The organism is Thermoactinospora rubra (assembly GCF_002093975.1).
Lineage (GTDB): Bacteria > Actinomycetota > Actinomycetes > Streptosporangiales > Streptosporangiaceae > Nonomuraea > Nonomuraea rubra_A.
Window position 1 is genome coordinate 353,241 of record NZ_KZ084325.1, and the last position, 21,512, is coordinate 374,752.

Here is a 21,512-nt window from a genome sequence, read left to right on the forward strand (position 1 = left end):
GCCTGGAGGTCATGCGAGAAGCGTCTGGAGGTCGCCTGGGCCCGCAGGAAGCGTCCGGGATCGCCTGGAGGCCCTGCGGAAAGCACCCGGGGTTGCCTGGGGCCTGCGGAAGCCCGTGGAAACCATTCCCGGAGGCCCCAGGGAAGTCCCCTGCCGGACTCCACCAGCCGTCAGGTCACGTACCGCTTCCCTTTTCCTGAGGTCCCGGGGAAATCCTCCAGAGGGTTTCGGAAAGCCGGGGAAGACGCTCCGGAGGCTTGAGGGAGTCCTCGGGAGGGAAGCCCGGTCAGGAGGACGCCATGCGGTAGATCCCGTAGCCGAAGCCCTCCAGGCGGAGCCGCTCGCCCGACCACTCGACGCCGCCGCCCATCACCAGCTCACCCCCGTCCCCCGGCGCCGAGGCCGCCGCCGGAGCCGCGCCCGGGTTGACGGCCACCAGGAAGGAGCCCCTGCGGTACACGAACGGATATCCCGCGTTGAGCACCTCCACCTCTCCCCCGGTCCCCAGGTCCGGATGCGTCCGGCGCAGCTCGATCAGCGAGCGCACCAGCGACAGCAGCGAGCCGGGGTCGGCGCGCTGGTCGGCCACGTTGGGCCGCTCCGGGTCGGGGTCGGCCGGCAGGTAGGTGATCTGCGGGTCGGACTTGTCCCACTGCATGGGGGTACGGGAGCCCGCCCGGTTGTAGCCCTCGGCCAGCAGGCTGCCCTCGACGTCGGGCAGATCAGGGATGTACCGCATGCCGATCTCGTCCCCGTAGTAGATCGCCGGCAGCGTCGGCCACGTCAGCAGGAAGGCGAAGGCCGCACGCAGCTGCTCGCCGGTGCGCGCGCCGCAGGCCAGGCGCGGCCAGTCGTGGTTGGAGGTGGGCAGCGCGATGTGCCCGGTCCCCGCGATGGCGTCCTTGGCCTCCTTCCACTCGGCCAGGAAGTCCGCCGGGGATCCGGCTCCGGACGGGTCGAAGAAGCACGCCTCGACGGGCGTCCACGTGGTGGCCACGGTCCCGTTGTCCCACAGCGACCGGAAGGCCAGCCCCGAGAAGTGCAGGAAGAAGTCGGCGTGGAAGCCGCCGGGCACGGCGGTCTTGGGGTCGCCCCACTCGCTCAGCAGGACCGCCCCGGGGTGCTCCCGGTCCAGCCACCCGCGCAGCTCCCGCCACAGTTTGGCTGTCTCGACGTGCCCGGGATCGTCCTTCACCAGCGAGGAGGCCATGTCGACGCGGAAGCCGGCCACGCCCTGGCGCAGCCAGTAGTCCATGATGTCGCGCAGCGCCCGCCGGTTCTGCTGCGGCCCCTCGGCGTCGACGGGTTGCCGCCAGGGCTCGTCGGCGGACGGGCGCGCGTAGCCGTAGTTGAGCGCCGGCTGGAAGGGGAAGAAGTTGGGCCGGTAGGAGCCCGGCCGGGCGCCGGGCGAGGGGACGAAGCCCTCCACCATCTGGTCGGACCAGATGTAGCGGTGGTCGCCGGGGTCGTCGGCCGAGGCGAGGAACCAGGGATGCCGGTCGGAGGTGTGCCCGGCGACGAGGTCGAGGAGGATGCGGATGCCGCGCCGCCCGGCCGCCTCCACCAGGGAGGCTAGGTCGTCGCGCGTGCCGTACCGGGGATCGATGCGGTAGTAGTCGCTGACGTCGTAGCCCGCGTCGCGCATCGGGGAGGCGAAGCAGGGGGTGATCCACACGGTGTCGACGCCGAGCCAGGACAGGTACTCCAGGCGTTCCTCCAGGCCACGCAGGTCGCCGATGCCGTCGCCGTTGCCGTCGGCGAAGCTCTGCGGGTAGACCTGGTAGACAACGGCGTGGGCGAGCCAGTCGGTGGTGATATCGCGGCGCATGGGGAAATTGTGGATTATTTCCGGCCGTAACGCGCAAGCCGGTGCCGGCAAAGGCACCATCCATAAGACGGGATCCATAAGACGGCACCCACAAGATGGCCCAGACGAGACCGGGCCCGAGCGTGCCGCTACGGGCGCACGGCCCCCATGAGCGGCCGACCGTAGTCCGACAGGCTGACGACCTTGACCACGTCACCCGTCTGCGGCGCGTGGACGATCTTCCCGTCGCCCGCGTACAGGCTGACGTGCCCCAGCCCCTCGCTGAAGATCAGGTCGCCCGGCTGCAGGTCGTCCAGCGACACCTTGCGGTCGGCGCCCCAGCTCCACTGCTGCCAGGTGGTGCGCGGCAGCTCCACGCCGCCCGCCCGCCAGGCGGCCTGGGTCAGGCCGGAGCAGTCCCAGCCGTCCGGGCCCGTGCCGCCGTACCGGTACGGCTTGCCGACCTGGGCGAAGGCGAAGGACAGCGCGGCCGCGGCGTTGCCGGTGGCGGGACCGGTGTACTTGATGCCCGTGCTGTCGGGATTGCCCGTGCGGTAGGCGCCGAGCCGGACGAGCAGCGCCTTCTGCTGCTTGATCAGCTTTTCGATCTCCGCCTTCTCCCGCGCCACGGCGTCGCGGTGCGCGTTGGCGGCCTTCAGCGCCGCCTGGGCCTCGTCGCGCTGGGCGGCCAGCCCCTTGTTCTCCTCGACGAAGCGCGCCAGGCGCTGGGCCCGCTCGGCTGCGATCTGGTCGGCCAGGGCGAGCCTGGACAGCAGCGAGGAGGGGTCGGTGTCGGCCACGAGGGCGGGCCAGGAGACGATGTCGGCGCCCGCCCGGTAGCGGTCCACCGCCATGGAGACGACCTGGCCGCGCAGGTCCGAGACGCCGGCGAGCTTGGCCTGGTAGCGCTGGTTGAGCTTGCCGTAGAGGTTCCTGTACTTCTTGTACTCCTCGTTGGCGGTGTTGTAGCGGTCGACGATCTTGTCGGCCTTGTCGTTCAGCTTCTCCAGCCTGGCCTTGGCCTGCTTGATCGTGGGCTTCGGGTCCGCGAGCGCACCTCCGGGGTGCGCGAGCAGAGCCCCGATCGCGAGTGTGGCGGCCAGGGGTCCGCGGCCAAGCCTCACAGCGTCGCCTCCCAGTGAATCACCTGGGGCGAAATAGTACAGAAGTTAAAGGTGTGACTAAGCCAAGTTGACGGTTTCGATGCATTCGCCCGTCCCGCACCCTAGGCGCGGCCGAGCCTGCGCAGCAGCAAGGCAGACGGAACCGGTCTGGCACCCATCTTCCGCACCGAGTCGGCGACCTCGCGGTCGGAGGACACCACGGCGACGGCCCGGCCGGGCGGCTCGGCGCGGACCAGCTGCCTGATCAGGTCGTCGGCGCTCTCGCCTGGCGGGCTGAACAGCACGCGGACCCCGCGCGGGGCGTTGACCTGGACCGGCGCGTTGAGCTCGGCGCCGTCGAAGACCACGGTCACCTCGACGCGGGTCTGCGCCACCAGCCCGGCCAGCGCGGTCATGAGGCGCGAGCGCTGGTCGGCCAGCGTGAGCGTGCCGTACCCGGTCTTGGTCACGTTGTAGCCGTCGATGACCAGGTGCACCTGCGGGACGGCGAGCAGCTGGTCGAGCAGCTGCGGGTCGTCGTCGGCCAGGGCGCGGGCGGGCACGCGCATGCCGGGCGCGCCCGGGGTGACGGCCGCGACGGAGTCGGCGGGCCGGTGGATCGTGGTGGGCAGCGCCAGCTCGCGGCGCAGCCCGGCCGAGGCGTCCTGGAGCGCGTCGAGCAGCACCCGGATGCGCGCCTCCTCGATGCTGCGGCCCTCGCGGGCCGCCCGCCGCGAGGCTTCGAGCTGCTTTTCCACATCGGCCAGGCGCTCGCGCAGCCGGCGCAGCTCGGCCTCCCCGGTGGCGCCCGCGCTGGCGGCGGCCGCCCTGGCCTCGTGGACCTCCTGCTCCAGCTCGGCGGTGCGCCGCTCGGCGGCTTTGAGCCGCTCGCGGGCGTCGTGGAGCTTGCGCCGCAGGTCGGAGTTCTCCGCGCGGGCCGCCTTGAGCTGCTCGCGCAGCCGGTCGGCCTCCTCCTTGGCGGCGCTCTTCTGCGCCGCGAGCTGCTCGCGCAGCCGGGCCACGGTCTGCTCCTGCGCCGAGCCCTCGGCGACGGCGGCGGCCCGCTCGATCTCCCCGCGGGCCGCCTCGATCATGTCCTGCCAGCCCGGCGGTCTGATGAGGTAGGCCGCGGCGGCCACCAGCACCGGGTCGGCCGCGGGCGGCACGGCGCCGTCGGCGAGGCTGGCGGCCAGCTCGGGCCAGCCCTTCTCCACCGCCTCGGCGACCAGCTCGCGGAACTCCTTGTCGCTCTCCAGCTGCGCCGCGATGGGCGCGGCGCCGAGCTTGGCGCGCTTGCGCGGGTCGAACTTGGCGATGCCGCGCAGCGGCGGCGGCACCGAGGCAGCGGGCAGCGACCCGAGCACCTGGGCGGCCAGGTCGACGACGTTGAGTCGTACTTGCTCGGGAAGCGGACGAGACAGGCCTTCTCCGGCTGAGCTCATCCTGCTGCCTCCGTCGCCTGCTGGTCATGCTTCTTACCGTTCCTGACCTCAAGGGTACGGCTGCCGCCCGCGTGGGCCGGTCGGCCCTCGTGCGCGAAGGCCCCGCCGTACGGCCGATCCTTGCGCACCAGGGAGTCGCCACGTGTCTGGACAAGCGCTTGGTTGGTATGTAGGACTGGTCCATGTCCGAGCAGATGCGCACCTCCACGCGGGATCTGGCCGATCTCCACGACCGCCTGCGCGGCTGGCTGGCCGGCCGCATGGGCGTCCCGGTGACGGTCTCGGAGCTCGAACGGCCCGGCGGCAACGGGATGTCGAGCGAGACGCTGTTCTTCACGGCCGCCTGGCCGGGCGCGACGCGACGGTGCGTGGCGCGCCTGGCCCCGGCCCGGGAGGCGGTCCCGGTCTTCCCGAGCTACGACCTGGGCGCGCAGTTCGCGGTCATGCGGGTGGCGAGCCGGCACGTCCCGGCGCCGAGGGCGCTGTGGTACGAGCCGGACGACGCCTTCCTCGGGGCGCCCTTCATCGTCATGGAGCGCGTGGACGGCCTGGTGCCCCCGGACGTCATGCCGTACACGATGGAGGGCTGGCTGCTGGAGGCGGCGCCGGCGGACCGGCGGCGGCTGCAGGACGCGACGGTCGGCGTGCTGGCGGCGCTGCATTCGGCCGACCCCCGGCACGAGGCGCTGGCGTGTCTGGGGCCCGGCGGGCTGCGGGCCCACGTGGACGCCGCGCGGGAGTACTACGAGTGGGCGCACGGGTCCCTGCGGATCCCGGTGCTGGAGCGGGCCTTCGCGTGGCTGGAGGCGCACTGGCCGGCCGAGCCGGGCCCGGACGTGCTCAACTGGGGGGACGCGCGCATCGGGAACGTGATCTACCGGGACTTCGCGCCGGTGGCGGTGCTGGACTGGGAGATGGCCGCCCTCGGTCCGCGGGAGGTCGACCTGGGGTGGATGGTCTTCCTGCACCGGTTCTTCCAGGACATCGCCGTGGCGCTGGGGCTGCCCGGGTTGCCGGAGTTCATGCGGCGCGAGGACGTCTGCCGGACATATCACCAGATTTCCGGTTATGAGCCTCGTGACATGGGCTTCTACGAGATGTATGCCGCCCTCCGCCACGGCGTCATCATGGCGAGGGTCTGGCACCGGCGCATCCACTTCGGCGAACAGCCCATGCCGGACGACCCCGACGACCTCGTCATGCACCGGGCGGCCATCGAGGAGCTGCTCGCCGGGTAGCGCCGCCCCGCCTCATCCCTCCGTGCCGTCGTGGACACCGCCGTCGTAGACGCTGTCGTAGACCAGCAGCGCGATCTGGACCCGGTTGTTGAGCCCCAGCTTGGTGAGGATGCGCGACACGTGTGCCTTCACCGTCGCCACGCTCATGTACAGCTCTCTTCCGATCTCCGCGTTGGACTTGCCCTGCCCCACGGCCATGGCCACCTCGCGCTCGCGCTCGCTCAGCCGGTCCAGCAGCGCGCGGGCGCGGGCGCGCCGGTCGGCGGCGGCGCCGTCGGCGACGTGGGCGATGAGCTGCCGCGTCACCTGGGGTGACAGGATCGGCTCCCCCGCGGCCACCCGGCGCACGGCCTCCACCAGGTCACGCGGCGGGATGTCCTTGAGCAGGAACCCCGCCGCGCCCGCCCGCAGGGCGCGCAGGACCTGCGCGTCGGCGTGGAAGGTGGTGAGCACGATCACCTCGGGCGGGCTGGCCCCGGCGCGCAGCGCCTCGGTGGCGGTCAGCCCGTCGACGGTCGGCATGCGGATGTCCATGAGCACGACGTCGGGCCGGTGCGCGGCCACGAGCTTGGGGACCTCGGACCCGTCGCCGGCCTCGCCGACGATCTCGATGTCCTCCGCCCCGGAGAGGATCATGGACAGTCCGGCGCGGACGAGGGCGTCGTCGTCGACGATGAGCAGGCGGATCATGCGCTCCACGGTAGCCATGCCTCCAGGAGGAAGTCGCCGCGGGCCGTGTGCCCGTGGGTGAGCCGCCCGCCGAGCAGCTCGGCGCGCTCGGTCAGGCCGATCAGTCCCGAGCCGGAGCCGGGCAGGCCGCGGCCGACCCGGGCCGGCACCGGGTTGCGCACCCGGACGGTCAACCCCTCTCCGGGCCCGCCGGCGATCTCCACGGTGACCGGCGCTCCCGGGGCGTGCTTGCGCGCGTTGGTGAGGGCCTCCTGCACGATCCGGTAGACGCTGCGGCCGAGCCCCTCCGGCACCGAGGAGGCCTCCAGCGCCAGCCGTACGTCCATGCCCGCCTGGCGGCACTCCTCCACCAGGCCCGCCACGTCGTCCAGGGTGGGCTGGGGCCGTTCCGGCGTGGCCTGCGTGTCCTCGGGGCGCCGCAGCAGGCCGATCACCTCCCGCAGGTCCTGCAGCGCCCGGTGGGCGCTGTCCCGGATGGCCGCCGCCGCGCGCGCGATCTCCGCGGGCGGCGCGTCTGGGCGGAACTCCAGCGCCCCGGCGTGCAGGCTGAGGATGGACAGCCGGTGGGCCAGCACGTCGTGCATCTCGCGGGCGATGCGCTCACGTTCCAACCGTCTGGCCTGCTGGGCGGCCTCGTCGGCCTCGCGGCGCAGGGACCGCATGAGCTGCTGCCTGGTCTGCCGCACCAGGATGCCCCACGTGTAGAACAGCAGCGCGATCACCACGCCCAGCACGATCGTGCCTTCGAACTTCAGGTCCTTGTCGGGATGGATGATCGCGTAGGGGATCACCGACACCAGGTTGTAGGCGAGCAGCCATGCCGACACCTTGACCGGCCGGTGCACGGTGGCGGTGAACAGCGCCACCACCGACGCGCCTCCCGCGAGCACGAAGTACGACGACACCGTGGTCAGCACCCCGCTGAGCGCCACCGGCCAGCGCCGCCGCAGCCACAGGGCGGCGCAGCTGAGCGCCCCCACCACCTGCTCGGCCAGCAGCCGTTCCTCCGGCAGGTGGCTCACCTCCGGGATGGTGACCAGGGCGAGCCCGGCCGCCAGCAGGAACATGACCGTGTCGACCACCCAGTCCCGCATGGACCGCTTGACGGGGCGGCCCTCCTGGCCGTCGCCGAGCAGGACCGAAGGCAGCGCCCACCGATACTCCCTCACGTTTCCCGAGGCTAGAGCCTGGACGAGGGCGGGAAACAGTCGACCAAAGTCGGTGCCGTGCTCGACCGGAGTGCGTCGCCGCCGGGACCCTGGCCGCGCGAGGCTGGTGGCATGCGGATCTTCCTGTGGCTCGCCGCGCTGCTGTGCCTGGTCCAGGGCGTGGGCGCGGTCGTCGACAACGTCTGGGGCGAGGGCGGGAGCTGGTTCCTGGTGAACCGCCTGCCGTTCCTGGAGGGGTATGAGGTCTACGCCGGGATCGTCGTGGGCGTCCTCGGGCTGGCGCTGGGCGCGTTGGCCAGGTCCGGCGCGGAGCGTGGGAAGTGACCGCTCTCCGCCCGCCGCGCCACCGGCCCGACCCCCGCGCCGTGTGGTGGTGGACGCTCCAGTGGCTGGTCTTCGCGGCCGTCCTGGCGGTCGTGGCGGGGGCGCTGTGGGTGCTGCTGGACCCGTGGTGGCCGGCCGCCGCGGGCGGCGCCCTGACGGCCCTCGTCCTGGTGGCGGCCGTGGTCGCCCCGAGGGCGCAGTACCGCTTCCAGCGCTGGGAGGTGACCGACCAGGCCGTCTACACCCGCAAGGGCTGGCTGTGGCACACCTGGCGCGTGGCCCCCATGTCGCGCGTCCAGACCGTCGACACCGAGCAGGGGCCGCTGCAGCGCGCCTTCGGCCTGGCCAACGTCAAGGTGACCACCGCCTCGGCGCAGGGCGCCGTCATGATCGAGGCGCTGGACCACGGGCTCGCGGCCGAGCTGGCGGACAAGCTCACGGCGATCACCCACGCCACGCCGGGTGATGCCACATGACGTCGTGGCAGACCCTGAGCAGGCGCAGCCTGGGCGTCACGGCGGTGAAGTCGGCGGGCATCGCGGCGCCGGCGGGCGTCGTGGTGGCGCGCGTGGCCTCCGGCCTGGACTGGCCGGTCGAGGGGGTCGTCGCCGCCTGCGCCGCGGCGGCCGTGCTGGTCGTCGCCGGCGCGCTCGTGCTGGACGTCCTCTGGCTGCGCGCCACGCGCTGGCGCCTGACCGGCGAGCGGCTGGAGCTGCGCTCGGGCATCCTCCATCGCAAGCACCGTTCCGTGCCGCGCGAGCGGATCCGCAGCGTCGACCTCAAGGCCGACCCGGTGCTGCGCCTGTTCGGCCTGGCCGCGGTGAAGGTCGGCACCGGGGAGCACGCCTCCGGCGAGCACGACGAGCTCACCCTGGACCCGCTGGCCAGGCAGGACGCCGAGAAGCTGCGCCGTACCCTGCTGAGCCTGGCCGGCGGGCAGCCGCCCGAGGGCAGCCTGGCGGAGCTCGACTGGGCCTGGCTGCGCTACGCGCCGCTCACCGTGTGGACGGTCGCGGGCGGCGCGCTGGTGGCCGGCGCAGCCTACAAGCCGCTGGACGCCCTCGGGCTCAACCCCGTCAAGAACGGCCTCGCCGACGCCCTGTGGGAGTGGATCACCGAGCGGCCCTGGCAGGCGGTGCCCCTGCTGCTGGGACTCAACGTGCTGGTCGGGCTCGTCGGCGCGGTGGCGGTGTTCGCCGAGTACTGGGGGCGCTACCGGCTGGAGCGCGAGCCCGGACGGCTGCGCCTCACCAGGGGCCTGCTCACCACGCGCTCCCTGACGCTGGCCGAGCGGCGGCTGCGGGGGGTGGAGCTCGTCGAGGGCCTGCTGCTGCGGCTGGGCGGCGGGGCACGGGTCAAGGCCGTCGCCACCGGGCTGCGCAAGAAGGACGACGAGGACGTCGACGACGTCTCCGCCCTGACGCCGCCCATGCCGCGCGAGCTCGCCGTCGAGGTCGCCGAACGGATCTGCGGCGCCCCGCTGCCCGCCCTGCGGCCCCGTCCCGCCGCCGCCAGGGCCAGGCGGCTGCGGCGGGCGCCGGCCGAGATCGCCGTGGTGGCCGCCGTCGCCGCGGCGCTGGACCTGCTGTGGCTGCCGTCCTGGATCTGGCTGGTCGCCGCCCTGGACGTGCCGTTCTCGCTGGGGTACGCGCTGGCCGAGTACCGCGCCCTCGCGCACGGGCTGGGCGAGCGCCACCTCGTGACCCGGTACGGCGTGGCCGCCCGCCGCACCGTGGCGCTGGACCGCGACGGCGTCATCGGCTGGACGGTCACCCAGTCGCCCTTCCAGCGGCGGCTCGGCCTCATCACCGTCACCGCGACCACCGCCGCCGGGGCCGGGCACTACGACGTGGTGGACGTCGGCGCGGAGGAGGGGCTCGAGCTGGCGGCGCGAGCCGTACCAGGTCTGCTCGGCCCCTTCCTCACGACGCGATAACGGATGGATCACACCGGGCCCGTGGAAGATCACGCCGGCGGCGGTTCTCCGCGTTTCCCGGTGGTTCCCGCAACGGCCCGGCAACGCTTTGGGGGCGGTCGTTGCGGACGGGGCGGGCGCGCGCCGACGATCGGCGCGTGCCCCCAGCCCTGTCGTGTGACGCCCTGGCCTGCCGCGTGGGCGGGCGAGACATCATCGTCGCCTTCTCCCTGGAGGTGGCGCCGGGCGAGCGGGTGGCCCTCATGGGGCCGTCCGGGAGCGGCAAGACGACCCTGCTGACGACGCTGGCCGGGTTGCTGCCGCCCGCCGCCGGGCGCGTGCTCGTGGGCGGGGGGCCCGTGGGCGAGCGCCGCGACCGGGTCGCGCTGGTGTTCCAGTCCTACGGCCTGCTGTCGCTGCTGACCGCCGCCGAGAACGTCGAGGTCGCCCTGCGCGCCGCCGGGTGCTCCCCGGCCGAGGCCATGGGGCGCGCCGCCGCCGTCCTCAGGCGCCTGAAGGTGGACGCCTTCGCCGATCACCTGGTCGAGGAGCTGTCCGGGGGCCAGCAGCAGCGGGTGGCCGTGGCCAGGGCCCTCGCGCTGCGGCCGGAGGTGCTGCTGGCCGACGAGCCCACGGCCGAGCAGGACCCCGGTCACCGCGAGATCGTGCTGGAGGAGCTGATGGGCGTGGCCGCCACGCTGATCGTGGCCACCCACGACCCGGACGTCGCCAAGCTGTGCGACCGCATCGTGGAGCTCCGGCCATGAGCCGCGAAGGGCGCGACCCGCTCTGGACTGAGGAGGGGCTCGGGCGCTCCGGCGCCCGAGCCACGACGAGGGAAGAGCGGGTCTGTGGGCGCCCGGAGCCGCCGAACGGAGTGAGGCCATGAACGCCGTGCGGTGCGAGGGGGTCGTGCAGATCTACAAGGCGCAGGACGTCGAGGTCGTCGCCCTGCGCGACGTCGACCTGGTGGTCGACGAGGGCGAGACGGTGGCGCTGCTGGGGCCGTCGGGGGCGGGCAAGACCACGCTGCTGTGGCTGCTGGCCGGGCTGCTGCGGCCCAGCGCGGGCCGGGTGCGCGTGGCCGGCGCCGACCTGGCCGCGCTCGACCAGCGAGGGCTGGACCGGCTGCGCGCCACCCAGCTGGGCGTGCTGCTGCAGAACCCCTCCCGCAACCTCCTGCCCTACCTCGACGCCGGGCAGAACGTCGCCTTCGCCCAGCGCGGCGCCCGCCGCGACCGGCGGCGGGCGCGCGAGTTGCTGGACCGCGTGGGCCTGGCCGCCCGGACCGTGGCGGGGCGCATGTCCGGCGGCGAGCAGCAGCGCCTGGCCATGGCCGTGGCGCTGGCCAACCGGCCCCGCCTGCTGCTGGCCGACGAGCCGACCAGCCAGCTGGACGCCGCCAACGCCCAGGCCGTGATCGAGCTGATCCGGCAGGCGGCCCGCGAGGAGGGCACCACGGCGGTGGTGGTGACCCACGACGTGGCGGTGAGCGAGGCGCTGGGCCGTACGGTGACCATCAGGGACGGCCGGGTGGGCGCGGAGGGCCTGCGCGGCGAGGAGTTCGTCGTGGTCGGCCGCGAGGGGACCGTCCAGATCCCGCCGGAGTACCACCATCTGCTGCCGCCCGGCTCGCGGGCCAGGATCGAGCCGCTCGAGGACGGCGTGGCGGTCAGGAGGGCCGAACCGTGATCATGCGCGGGCTGTGGGAGCGGCGGACGCCGGCCCTGGTCGTCCTCGTCATCGCGATCGTCCCGGTGGCCTCGGCGGTGGTCGGCCCGCTGTACGCCGACGCCTCCCGCACCACCATCGTCAGGACCGTCCTGTCCCGGGCGCCGGTCGAGGCCAAGGGCTGGCGCTACACCGTCAAGGGCGACCGCGACATCCGGCGCGAGCTGGCCGCGTTCACCGCCGGAGCGCGCTTCCTGACCGAGCCGGTCTTCGGCATGGAGGTCGACAGCCCGATCGTCCACAGCGACGTGATCGTGCCGCTGATGTGGCAGGAGGGCCAGTGCGAGCACGTCCGGATCGTGCGCGGCCGCTGCCCGAGCGCCGCCCGCGAGATCATGGTGAGCGAGGACGCGGGCTACCGCGTGGGCGCGCGCGTGGCGTTGACCAGCGTCGTCGCCTCCAGCCCCGGCGACACCGGGTACAAGCCCGTCCCGCTGCGCGTGGTGGGCCTGTACCGGCCGGTCTCGGCGGCCGACCCGTTCTGGTTCGGCCGCAGCCTGTTCGCCGCCGAGGCGCAGGGCACGGACAAGCGCGCCGAGCCGTTCTTCACGGCCCGGGAGACCCGTGACGCGGTCGTCATCACCGGCGTCCTGTACGCCGGCGACCAGGCGCCCGGCTGGGCCGACTACGGCATCGTCTACGTCGACCCGGCCAGGATGACCGGCTCGGACGTGCAGCGGCTGGCCGCCATGCAGGCCACCGCCGTCGACATGGGCCAGCAGAGCGGCGTGGCGGTCTTCAGCTGGATCGACGGCCCGCTGCGCGACATCGGCCGCCAGACCGGCACGCTGGCCGTGCCGACCTACCTGGTGATCGGCCAGCTGGTGGGTCTGGGCTGGCTGCTGCTGTTCCAGACCGTGGGCGACCTGGTCAGGGCCCGGTCGCCGGAGACCGCGCTGGCCCGGCTGCGCGGCTACGGGCGGCTGCGCGTGTGGCTGTTCATGCTGACCGAGCCGCTCGTCCTGCTCGCGGCGGCCTATCCCCTCGGCGTGCTGGCCGGGCGGGCCGCGGGCGAGGCGATCGTGGCCGCCCTGCTGCCCGGCGTCCCGGTGGGCCTGACGCCCGGCGCGGCGCTGGCGGGGGCCGCCGCGCTGGCGGGCGGGCTGCCGGCGGCCGTGGTCGCCGCCTGGCGGACGGCGCGCCGCCCGGTCACCGAGGAGTGGCGGCGCACGCCCCGCCGGGCCAGGCAGAGCTGGGTGGTCGACGCCGTGGTCCTGGCCGTGGCCGGGCTCGGCCTGCTGGAGCTGCTGGGCACCGGCGTGATCACCGACGCCTCCGCGCAGCGGACCGGCGCGCTGGCCGTTCCTGCTCTCATCGCCCTGGCCCTGGCGCTGCTGGCCCGGCGCCTGCTGCCGCCGCTCGTCCGGCTGCTGTTCGGCCTGACCCGGCGGCGTGGCGGGCTGGGCCCCTTCCTGGCGTTGCGGCAGGTCGCGCGGGGGCCGGTCGCGGCGGGCAGCGTGATCGTGCTGGGCACGGCCTTCGGGCTGGCCACGTTCGCGGTGTGCGCCTGGACCGCGACGATCGGCAACTACGCCGAGACCGCCCGCTTCCACCTGGGCGCGCCCGGCGCCATCGAGGTCGGGCCGGTCAGCCCGCGCCGGCTGGCGGAGGCGGTGCGGGCGGCCGACCCGGCGGGCGGCGCCGCCGCGCCCGTCGTCCGGGTCCCCGGCACGGTCTCCATGATCGCCACCGACCCGGCCCGGCTCGCGCGGGTCGGCCACTGGCGTCCCGACCGGGCGGGCGGCGTACGGCTGGCCGACGCGACCTCCCGGCTGAGCGGCCCCGACCTGCCCCGCGTGCCGCTGTCCGGCGACCGGATCCGGCTGCGGATCTCGCACGAGCCGGTGCCCGAGGGCTGGCAGGTACGGCTCTTCGCCGTCGTCCGGGTGCCCGGCAGGGTGGGCCCGGCGCAGCTCGCGGTCGCCCGGCTCGCCGGCACAGGCGGCGCCCACGCCTGGCCCCTGCCTCCCGAGTGCGCCAAGGAGCCCTGCGAGCTGCGGTCGATCAGGACCGAGGTCCACGCCCCGCAGTCCCCGGACGAGGACCCCTTCGCCATCCCGACCATCCATCCGACGGTCAAGGCCGTCGAGGTCCGCTCCGGCGGGCGCTGGCGGCCGGTGGACGCGGCGCTCACCGACCGGCGGCGCTGGGAGGGCGACGGCCACGCCGGCCCCGACGGGCTGTCCATGCCGGTCGGGCCGCTGGTGGCGGGCGGCATGCGGCTGGTCCTCACGCCCGCGAAGATCCCGGCGATCCAGCTCGGCCCGGTGGGCGACCGCGAGATGCCGGGGCTGGACAGGCTGCACGCGGCCCGCACCGCCGCCGTCGCCCGCACCACGGCCGCGCCCGGGCTGTCGGACACCGGGGTGATCGTCGACCTGGAGCAGGCCGACCGCGTCTCCTTCGGCGTCGCGGAGGAGGCCCGCTTCGAGGTGTGGACGGCCGCGGGCAAGGCGGCGGCGGTCGCCGACGCGCTGCGCGCCCAGGGCCTCACCGTGGTGTCCATCCGGCACGTGGCCGACCTGGAGGCCCGCTTCGCCGGTGAGGGGCCGGGCCTGGCGCTGCTGCTGCTCCTGGCCTCGGCCATCGCCGCGGCCGCGCTGGCACTCGGGCGCACGGTCCTGGCCCTTTACACGGCCGCGCGCAGGCGCCGCCACGAGCTGGCCGCCCTGGAGGCCTCCGGGGCGCGCCGCGGTGCCCTGCGCGCCGCGCTCCTGCTGGAGCAGGTCGTGACCGTCTGCGCGGGCCTGCTGACGGGCCTGGCCGCCGGGCTGCTGGCGGCGCGCGCCGCGCTGGAGCGCATCCCGCAGTTCGCCGAGCCGCCGGCCAGCCCGCCGCTGCCCTTCGAGGTCGCGCCGGCGGCGGTGGCGCTGCTGGCCGGCGTGACCGCGCTGGTGAGCCTGCTGGCCACGGCCGTGGTCAGCGAGGTGCTGCTGCGCGGCGTCCGGGTGGAGGAGCTGCGCGCCTGACGCACGGGACTGTCTAACTGTCTAGCTGCCGCCGGGGTCGCCGGCCAGGGCCTTCATGAACGCCCTGGCGACCTTCTGCGCGCCCTCGTCGGCCTCGCGGCGGTCCATCAGCTTGACCTTGGGGCTGTTGGTGCCCTCGCCCGCCGGCACGCTGCTGCCGGCGTAGGAGACCTCGACCACCAGCGCGCCCTGGCGGATCGTCACCGTCGTCGACCCGTTGAACACCGTGCTCCTGCGGTAGGCGATGTACTGCATGAACGCCGCCTCGCCCAGGCCGTCGAGCGTCACCGGCTCGTCCCAGGACACGTCGCCCGGCTCGAAGTCCTGCATCCGCTTGGCCCCGCCGTACTGCTCGGTGTAGTAGCCCTTGGCGGAGGTGGGGTCGGCCAGGCCGGCGCGGTTGGCGAAGCGGTGCATCGTGATGAGGACGCTGCGGATCTTCTTGCCCTTGCCGTCGGGCAGGTTCAGGTTGAGCCAGCGGCACTCGGTCTGGCTGTCGTTGCCCTCCTCCGCCGCCCGGGTGCGGGTCGTGGCGCCGGGCACCAGCGAGGTGGCCACCTCGCCGATCGCCTGGCAGGCCGTCGGCATCGCGGCCAGCGTGGACTGCGACGGGCTGGGCCGGGCGGAGGGCGAGAGCGTCACGCCCGGCCGCGGCTTGGCCAGCACGCCCGGGTTCTGGGCCTTCCACTGCGCCACGCCGCGGGCCACGTGCGCGACCAGGCCGCTCACCTCGCGCAGCGCGTTCTCCTCGGTGATGGACTGGGTCGACTCGTTGTTCAGTATCGCCGCGTCCTTGCGCTGCTGGCTGGCCTGGAACTTCACCTCGATGGTCATGTCGTCGACGCGGGCCTTGGCCTCGCCCCAGGAGTACCACAGCAGCTTGCCCGAGCGGCGCCAGAAGTACTGGGCGAAGGCGCCGTCGCCGACGCCGGGGATGTCCCTGACCTGGGAGGTGTAGTCCTTCTCGCCGGGCGAGGGCGTGGGCTTGTAGGTCTCGCTGTACTTGGCCTGGCCGTAGTCGAGGTCGTAGGAGTTCTGGGCCATGGCCCGGCCCGTGCGGGCGCCGTCGGGCTTGTACTGGTCGACCTTGACCTCGACGGTGCGCTGCCGCCAGTACTCGCCGTGGTCGATGCGCTGGTTGTCCCAGGTGCACTGGAAGGTGACCGTGTACTCGCTCTCCCGCGAGGTGGCCGCGACCGTGGCCTCGGGCACCAGGCGGTCGGCCTCGGCCTTGGGGATCATCGAGCACACGTCCGGCGGCGTCTTGGCCACCGGCTCGCTGGCGGGCTGCGCGGGCTCGAAGGACCTCTTCGGCTCGTTCGGCTCGGCCGTCGTCGCCGACCGCTTGCCGTACCACAGGTAGCCGCCGACGCCGCCGGCCAGCAGGACCACGACGGCCACCGCCACCACGGGCAGGACCCAGCCGCGGCGGTGCCTGTGGGGCTGTGTCGGGGGTCCGGCGGGCGGCTGGCCGATCGGCCTTTCGGGCATGCGGAAGGGGTTGGTCGGGGGCTCGGTCAACGTCGGACTCCTGGGGTTGCCCTGACGGGAAGGTGCCTCATGCTAGTAAAGCGCCCTTACAGATGGCTTAAAGCCGCTTTGATACGGCCTGCGCGGCTTTGATCGCGGTCCGGCGGTCGGCCTGTGTGACGCCGTGCTCCTCGTTGACGCCGAGCGCCACCTCCCCCAGCAGGTTGCTCGCGCGGAACAGCACGGTGCTGAAGCCGCGCCAGTTGAAGGTGCTGTAGACGTCCTGGACGAACGCCGCCTCGCCCACGCCTGGCACGTCCTGCACCGCCGAGGTGACCTTGTTGCCCGAGGTGCCCTGGTTGGCGGCGCGGGCGGTCCGCTGGGCGGCGTAAAGCCTGGCCGCGATCTGCGGCCCGCCGGCCTCGCCCTGTGGCTGCTGCGGCCACACCCGCACCGTCAGCTCGCGGGGGACGCGCGAGCCCCGGCGCAGCTGCCAGCGGCACTCGTCGGCCTTGGGCCTATCGTGCGTGACCTTGCCGCCCAGCAGCTGCCCGGCCTGCTCGTCCGACAGCAGGCGGCAGGGGTCGGGCGCCGTGGCGTACCTGCCCGTCTCGGGCCCCTGGGCCAGGACGGCCGAGCCGTACCACACGGCCGCGCCCAGCACGGCCACGGCGGGCACGGCCAGCAGCAGCCGGCGACGCCGTGCCGGGCGCGGCGCGGGCCCCGGTTCCGGACGCGGCCCTGGACGCGGCGCAGGGGCGCCCATGAGCCGGGCCTGCACCTCCTCCGCGGTGGGGCGCCGGGCGGGGTCCTTGGCCAGCAGGTCCATGATGAGCGTGCCGAGCTCGCGGCCCGCCCTGTCCGGGAACGGCGGGTCCTGCATGAGGACGGCGGCGGCCACGGCGGCGGGCAGCGGGCGCTCGAACGGCGCGACGCCCTGCACGGCCGTGTACAGGCTCGCGCCCAGCGACCACAGGTCGGACGCCGGCCCGGCGGGCAGGCCGTTGAAGCGCTCGGGCGCCATGTAGGCGGGCGAGCCGGCGCTGCTGAGGGCGTCGCCGCGGGCGTCCATGGGAGTGGCGATGCCGAAGTCGGTGAGCATGGCGCCGCCGTCGCGCTCCAGCAGGATGTTGGCCGGCTTGACGTCCTGGTGGAGGATGCCGTGGGCGTGCGCGACGCGCAGGGCCGACAGCACCTGCAGGCCGATGCGGGCGACCTGGCCGGGCGGCAGCGGGCCGCTCTCCTTGATGACCTTGTCGAGGGAGCGGCCGGTGGCCAGGTCCATGACGATCCACGGCTGGCCGTGGTCGAGCACCACGTCGTGGACGAGCACGATGGCCGGGTCGCGCAGCCGCCCGGCCGAGCGCGCCTCGTGGATGGCCCGCCGCGTGAACTCCTCCCGCTGGGCCGGGTCCTGGGGCATGCGGATCTGCTTGACGGCGACCTGGCGGCCGAGCACCTGGTCGCGCGCCCGCCACACCGTCCCGGCGCCGCCCTGGCCGAGCGGCTCGATCAGCGCGTAGCGGCCCGCCAGGACGTGGGCGGCCGCCTCACCGGACACGGGTCAGCGCCTCCTCCACGAGCGTGGCGGCCCGCAGGCCGGTCTGCTTGACGGTCTCGTCGGTGGCCCGCTCCAGCAGCGTGGTGTGGTCGACCCTGAAGACGAGGTTGGCGGCACGGAAGAAGACGACGGCGGTGTGGACCCGCCCGTCGGGCCCGGCGAGCTCGAACGCGAACGCCTCCTCGCCCAGCCCCTTGAACCAGCGCACGGGCGTGCGCTTGGCCTTGACGCCCTTCACCCCGATCTCGGGCCAGCCCCAGGTCGTCTCCTCCATGCGCTCCGCGTCACGCGCCTGGCTGATCAGCAGCGACCTGGCCCGCTGCGCGGTCATGGCCCACGGGTGCGGAGCGTCGGAGTCCTTCTGGACCTGCACCTGGACGCCGATCTGGGGCAGCGCCCAGCCGCACAGCGGGCCCTCCTCGCCGTTGCCGGGCAGCGGCTTGACCGTCCTGCTGGTGCCCAGCAGCTGCGCGGTCTGCTCGCCGGTGAGCAGGCCGCACACGTCGAAGGGCACCGTGTACGCCGTGGGCTTGGCCGGCGTCCGGCCGGTCAGGGTCAGGGCCGTCACGCTTCCGGCGACCAGCAGCGCCGCCGCGCACACCAGCGCGACCACCAGTTTGGTACGGCGTGGCCGCCTGCTGGGCACGGTGGCCTCGGACACGTGGACGGCCTGCCCGGCGGCCAGCTGGCGCAGCGCGTGGATGGCGGTGGCCGCGTCGGGCCGGGCGGCGGGGTGGCGGGCCATCATGGCGGCGATGAGCGGCCCGAGCGGGCCCCTGGCCGGCGGCGGTGGCGCGCTCAGCGTGGCCCTGATCCGCTCGGCGGGACCGCCCTCGTAGGCCGAGCGTCCCTCCACCGCGTAGAACAGCGTCGCGCCCAGGGACCACAGGTCGGACGCCGGGCCGCCGGGATGGCCCTCCAGCCGCTCGGGCGCGATGAACCCCGGCGAGCCGATCATCGTCCCGGCCTGGGTAAGCGTCGCCTGGCCCTCCTGGCGGGCGATGCCGAAGTCGGTCAGCACCACCCGGCCGCTGTCGGTGAGGAAGACGTTGCCCGGCTTGACGTCGCGGTGCTGCAGCCCCTGGGCGTGGGCGGCGGCCAGCGCCTCCAGCACGTCGGCGCCGATCCTGGCCGCCTGCTCGGGGGCCATGGGCCCGTGCTGGCGTACGGCGTCGCCGAGCGTGCGGCCCCGCAGCAGCTCCATGACCAGCCAGGGACGGCCGTGCTCGACCACGACGTCGTGCAGCGCCACGATGCCCGGGTGGCGCAGGCCGCCGGTCACCTGGGCCTCGCGCACCGCCCTGGTGAGCATCTCCTGGCGCAGGGCGGGATCGATGCCCTCGGGGAGCGTGAGCTCCTTGACGGCCACGTCGCGGTCGAGCATCTCGTCCCGGGCGTGCCAGACGGTCCCCATGCCGCCGCTGCCAAGCCGGCGGATGAGGGTGTAGCGACCGGCGAGCCGTCCCCCTGACATACAGGCGAGAGTAGCGAAAGATCAGGATTTGTGAGGCAGGCCCCGCTCTGGGGCCCGTCCTGGGGCCCGCCTTGGGGTCTGTCCTGGTCCGTCCTGGGGCCCGCCGCTAACTGTCGGTGGACCGATCTAGTGTCTTGGGGCGTGGACGCGGTTCAAGGCACACTCGACGAGCTCGGCACCCCGCTGCACGAGGTGACCTTCGTCGTGTTCGACCTCGAGACGACCGGCGGCTCCCCCGCCGAGCACGCCATCACCGAGGTCGGGGCGGTGAAGGTGCGCGGCGGCGAGGTGCTGGGCGAGTTCGCCACGCTCGTCGACCCCGGCGGGCCCATCCCGCCGTTCATCTCGGTGCTGACCGGCATCACCGACGCCATGGTGACCGCCGCGCCGCGCATCGAGTCGGTGCTGCCCGCCTTCCTCGAATTTGTCAGCGGCTGCGTGCTGGTGGCCCACAACGCGGGCTTCGACATGGGCTTCATCAAGGCCGCCTGCGCCGCCCACGGCTACCCGCCGCCGCGCAACCCCGTCCTCGACACCGTCGACCTGGCCCGCCGGGTGCTGACGCGCGACGAGATCCCCAACGCCAAGCTCGGCACCCTCGCCCGGTTCTTCCGCAGCCCCGTCGAGCCCATCCACCGCGCCCTCCACGACGCCCGCGCCACCGTCGACGTGCTCCACGGCCTCATCGCCCGCTCCGGCTCCTTCCAGGTCCACACGCTGGAGGAGCTGCAGTCCTTCGTCCGCGCCCCCACACCCGAGCAGCAGCGCAAGCGCTACCTGGCCGAGCAGGTGCCCCACGCGCCCGGCGTCTACCTGTTCGAGGACGCCCGCGGCGAGGTGCTCTACATCGGCAAGAGCGGCAACCTGCGCAACCGCGTGCGCTCCTACTTCACCGCCAGCGAGACCCGGCCGCGCATCCGCGAGATGATCGGCATCGCCGAGCGGGTCCGCCACGTGGTGTGCGCGACCGCGCTGGAGGCCGAGGTCCGCGAGCTGCGTCTGATCGGCGGGGCCAAGCCGCGCTACAACCGCCGCTCCCGCTTCCCTGAGAAGGTCGTCTGGCTCAAGCTCACCGACGAGCCGTTCCCGCGCCTGTCGATCGTCAGGGAGCTGCGCGACGACCGCGGCACCTACCTCGGGCCCTTCTCCAGCCAGCGGGCGGCCGAGGACGCCCGCACGGCCCTGCACGAGGCCATACCGCTGCGCCAGTGCACCGACCGGCTGTCGGCCTCCGGCGGCCGCCGGGCCTGCGTGCTGTACGAGATGGGCCGCTGCGGCGCCCCCTGTGAGGGGCGGCTGTCCCCCGCCGACTACGCCGTCCACGTCGAGCAGGCCCGCCGCGCCATGCTGACCGACGCCGGCGCGGTCTACACCGCGGTGCTGGCCCGCATGGAACGGCTGTCGGTCGAGCAGCGCTACGAGGAGGCCTCCGTCGACCGCGACCGCCTGGCCTCCTACATCCGTACGGCCGCGCGCATGCAGCGCCTGTCGGCGCTCACCCGCATCCCCCACCTGGTGGCCGCCTCCCCCGCCTTCGACGGCGGCTGGGACGTCCACGTCATCCGCCACGGCCGGTTGTGCGCCGCGGGCGTCCTGCCCCGCGGCGCCCACCCCACGCCCTTCGTCGAGTCCCTCGTCGCCGCCGCCGAGACCGTCATCCCGGGCCCCGGCCCGATCCACGCGGCCAGCGCCGAGGAGACCGAGTGCATCCTGCGCTGGCTGGAGTCCCCCGGCGTGCGGCTCGTGGAGGTCGAGGGCGACTGGGCGCTGCCGGTCCACGGCGCGGCGCGGCTGAGGGAGCGGATCGAGCAGGCCTACCGCGGGCTGGAGTCGCGCCCGTCCCGCGAGGGCCGCCCGCTCCGGTGACCGATATCGTGTGACGCATGGTCACGGCTATCGTTCACATCAACGCCGAGGTGGACCGGATTCCGGAGATCGCCCAGACGATCGCCGAGATCGACGGGGTCAGCGAGGTCTACTCCATCACCGGCGAATACGACCTGCTCGCCATGGTGCGGGTGCCCGCCTACGAGCAGATCGCCGAGGTCGTCCCGGGGCGCATCAACAAGGTGCCGGGCGTGCTGCACACCGAGACCCACGTCGCCTTCCGCGCCTACTCGCGGCACGACCTGGACGCGGCCTTCTCCATCGGCCTGAGCGAGGCCGACTGACCGCCTCACCCCTCGATGTCCGGCTGGCGGTACGGCACTCCGTGCGTCGCGCCGGTGCGGTCTGCCGCCCATGGCGAGGCGTCGCAACACGACCCGGGAGGCGCCCAAGCAGGCGTCGTCACGGTGGGCGACCACGTCCGACCGCGTGGCGTGGGAGGATCGGCGGCCACCCGCGTCGGCGGGTGGCCGCAAGGTGGCGCTAGCCGTACAGGATCTGAAAAAGCAGCGGGCCCGGACGGAGAGGACTCCGTCCGGGCCCGTTGGTTCAACTCCGGTCAGTGGCGCGTGATCGAGCGGTCCTCGCCCGCGCCGATGGCGGCGTGCTCCTCCTCGTGAGGCTCGTGGCCCTCATCCAGGGGGATCTTCTCCCCGCCGTAGGCCCGCGACATGCGCGCCCGGAGCTTGCCGAGCGGCCCGCGCATGCCCCTGGGCGGGATGCCCTGCCCGT

General features: G+C 74.0%; 17 protein-coding genes. 9 read left to right on the top strand and 8 right to left on the bottom strand.

Annotated features, from left to right (window positions below):
- Positions 1-286: 286 nt before the first annotated feature.
- From BSB02_RS04190 to BSB02_RS04200, 3 genes are all read right to left on the bottom strand, one after another.
- The gene (locus tag BSB02_RS04190; RefSeq protein ID WP_084956900.1) at positions 287-1,828 is read right to left on the bottom strand and encodes an alpha-amylase family glycosyl hydrolase; all 1,542 of its coding nucleotides are present in this window, start codon (positions 1,826-1,828) and stop codon (positions 287-289) included.
- A gap of 128 nt (positions 1,829-1,956) precedes the next feature.
- Entirely contained in the window at positions 1,957-2,931 is a 975-nt protein-coding gene (locus BSB02_RS04195; RefSeq protein ID WP_084956903.1) for a C40 family peptidase, read from the bottom strand.
- 101 nt (positions 2,932-3,032) lie between these two features.
- The gene (locus tag BSB02_RS04200) at positions 3,033-4,352 is read right to left on the bottom strand and encodes an NYN domain-containing protein (RefSeq protein ID WP_084956905.1); all 1,320 of its coding nucleotides are present in this window, start codon (positions 4,350-4,352) and stop codon (positions 3,033-3,035) included.
- Between the two features lie 182 nt (positions 4,353-4,534).
- Here BSB02_RS04200 and BSB02_RS04205 point away from each other — a divergent pair, with 182 nt between their 5' ends.
- Positions 4,535-5,590, top strand: coding sequence for a phosphotransferase family protein (locus BSB02_RS04205; protein ID WP_084956906.1), 1,056 nt, complete (start codon positions 4,535-4,537; stop codon positions 5,588-5,590).
- A gap of 12 nt (positions 5,591-5,602) precedes the next feature.
- Here BSB02_RS04205 and BSB02_RS04210 read toward each other — a convergent pair whose 3' ends face one another.
- Positions 5,603-6,280: a response regulator gene (locus tag BSB02_RS04210; RefSeq protein ID WP_084957012.1), complete on the bottom strand. Its 678-nt coding sequence runs from the start codon at positions 6,278-6,280 to the stop codon at positions 5,603-5,605.
- A complete protein-coding gene (locus BSB02_RS04215; protein ID WP_240506163.1) occupies positions 6,277-7,449 on the bottom strand; it encodes a sensor histidine kinase in 1,173 nt (390 codons plus the stop codon). Before BSB02_RS04215 ends, BSB02_RS04210 begins: the two co-directional genes overlap by 4 nt.
- Positions 7,450-7,560: 111 nt before the next feature.
- Between BSB02_RS04215 and BSB02_RS04220 the strand changes: the two genes are divergently transcribed.
- From BSB02_RS04220 to BSB02_RS04245, 6 genes are all read left to right on the top strand, one after another.
- A complete protein-coding gene (locus BSB02_RS04220) occupies positions 7,561-7,773 on the top strand; it encodes a hypothetical protein (protein WP_084956908.1) in 213 nt (70 codons plus the stop codon).
- Entirely contained in the window at positions 7,770-8,249 is a 480-nt protein-coding gene (locus BSB02_RS04225; RefSeq protein WP_084956910.1) for a PH domain-containing protein, read from the top strand. The genes BSB02_RS04220 and BSB02_RS04225 overlap by 4 nt, the downstream gene beginning before the upstream one ends.
- The gene (locus BSB02_RS04230; RefSeq protein ID WP_084956912.1) at positions 8,246-9,709 is read left to right on the top strand and encodes a PH domain-containing protein; all 1,464 of its coding nucleotides are present in this window, start codon (positions 8,246-8,248) and stop codon (positions 9,707-9,709) included. Before BSB02_RS04225 ends, BSB02_RS04230 begins: the two co-directional genes overlap by 4 nt.
- 137 nt (positions 9,710-9,846) lie before the next feature.
- Entirely contained in the window at positions 9,847-10,455 is a 609-nt protein-coding gene (locus tag BSB02_RS04235; RefSeq protein WP_143590211.1) for an ATP-binding cassette domain-containing protein, read from the top strand.
- Between the two features lie 118 nt (positions 10,456-10,573).
- Positions 10,574-11,380, top strand: a complete 807-nt coding sequence (locus BSB02_RS04240; RefSeq protein ID WP_084956914.1) for an ABC transporter ATP-binding protein — start codon at positions 10,574-10,576, stop codon at positions 11,378-11,380.
- A gap of 2 nt (positions 11,381-11,382) precedes the next feature.
- Positions 11,383-14,388 (top strand): FtsX-like permease family protein, encoded by a 3,006-nt coding sequence (locus BSB02_RS04245; RefSeq protein ID WP_240506173.1) that lies wholly within the window; start codon positions 11,383-11,385, stop codon positions 14,386-14,388.
- A gap of 21 nt (positions 14,389-14,409) precedes the next feature.
- On the opposite strand, the gene BSB02_RS04250 is transcribed toward BSB02_RS04245, so the two are convergent.
- From BSB02_RS04250 to BSB02_RS04260, 3 genes are all read right to left on the bottom strand, one after another.
- Positions 14,410-15,909, bottom strand: a complete 1,500-nt coding sequence (locus BSB02_RS04250) for a hypothetical protein (RefSeq protein WP_084956918.1) — start codon at positions 15,907-15,909, stop codon at positions 14,410-14,412.
- Positions 15,910-15,976: 67 nt separating this feature from the next.
- Positions 15,977-17,419 (bottom strand): serine/threonine-protein kinase, encoded by a 1,443-nt coding sequence (locus BSB02_RS04255; protein ID WP_084956920.1) that lies wholly within the window; start codon positions 17,417-17,419, stop codon positions 15,977-15,979.
- The gene (locus BSB02_RS04260) at positions 17,409-18,893 is read right to left on the bottom strand and encodes a serine/threonine-protein kinase (RefSeq protein WP_084956922.1); all 1,485 of its coding nucleotides are present in this window, start codon (positions 18,891-18,893) and stop codon (positions 17,409-17,411) included. Before BSB02_RS04260 ends, BSB02_RS04255 begins: the two co-directional genes overlap by 11 nt.
- Before the next feature lie 141 nt (positions 18,894-19,034).
- On the opposite strand from BSB02_RS04260, the gene BSB02_RS04265 reads away from it, so the two are divergent.
- Positions 19,035-20,759 carry a DEDD exonuclease domain-containing protein gene (locus BSB02_RS04265; RefSeq protein ID WP_084956924.1) on the top strand — a complete coding sequence of 575 codons (1,725 nt, stop codon included), beginning with the start codon at positions 19,035-19,037 and terminating at the stop codon, positions 20,757-20,759.
- A 17-nt stretch (positions 20,760-20,776) separates the two neighbouring features.
- Positions 20,777-21,064: an Lrp/AsnC family transcriptional regulator gene (locus BSB02_RS04270; RefSeq protein ID WP_084956926.1), complete on the top strand. Its 288-nt coding sequence runs from the start codon at positions 20,777-20,779 to the stop codon at positions 21,062-21,064.
- Positions 21,065-21,512: the final 448 nt, after the last annotated feature.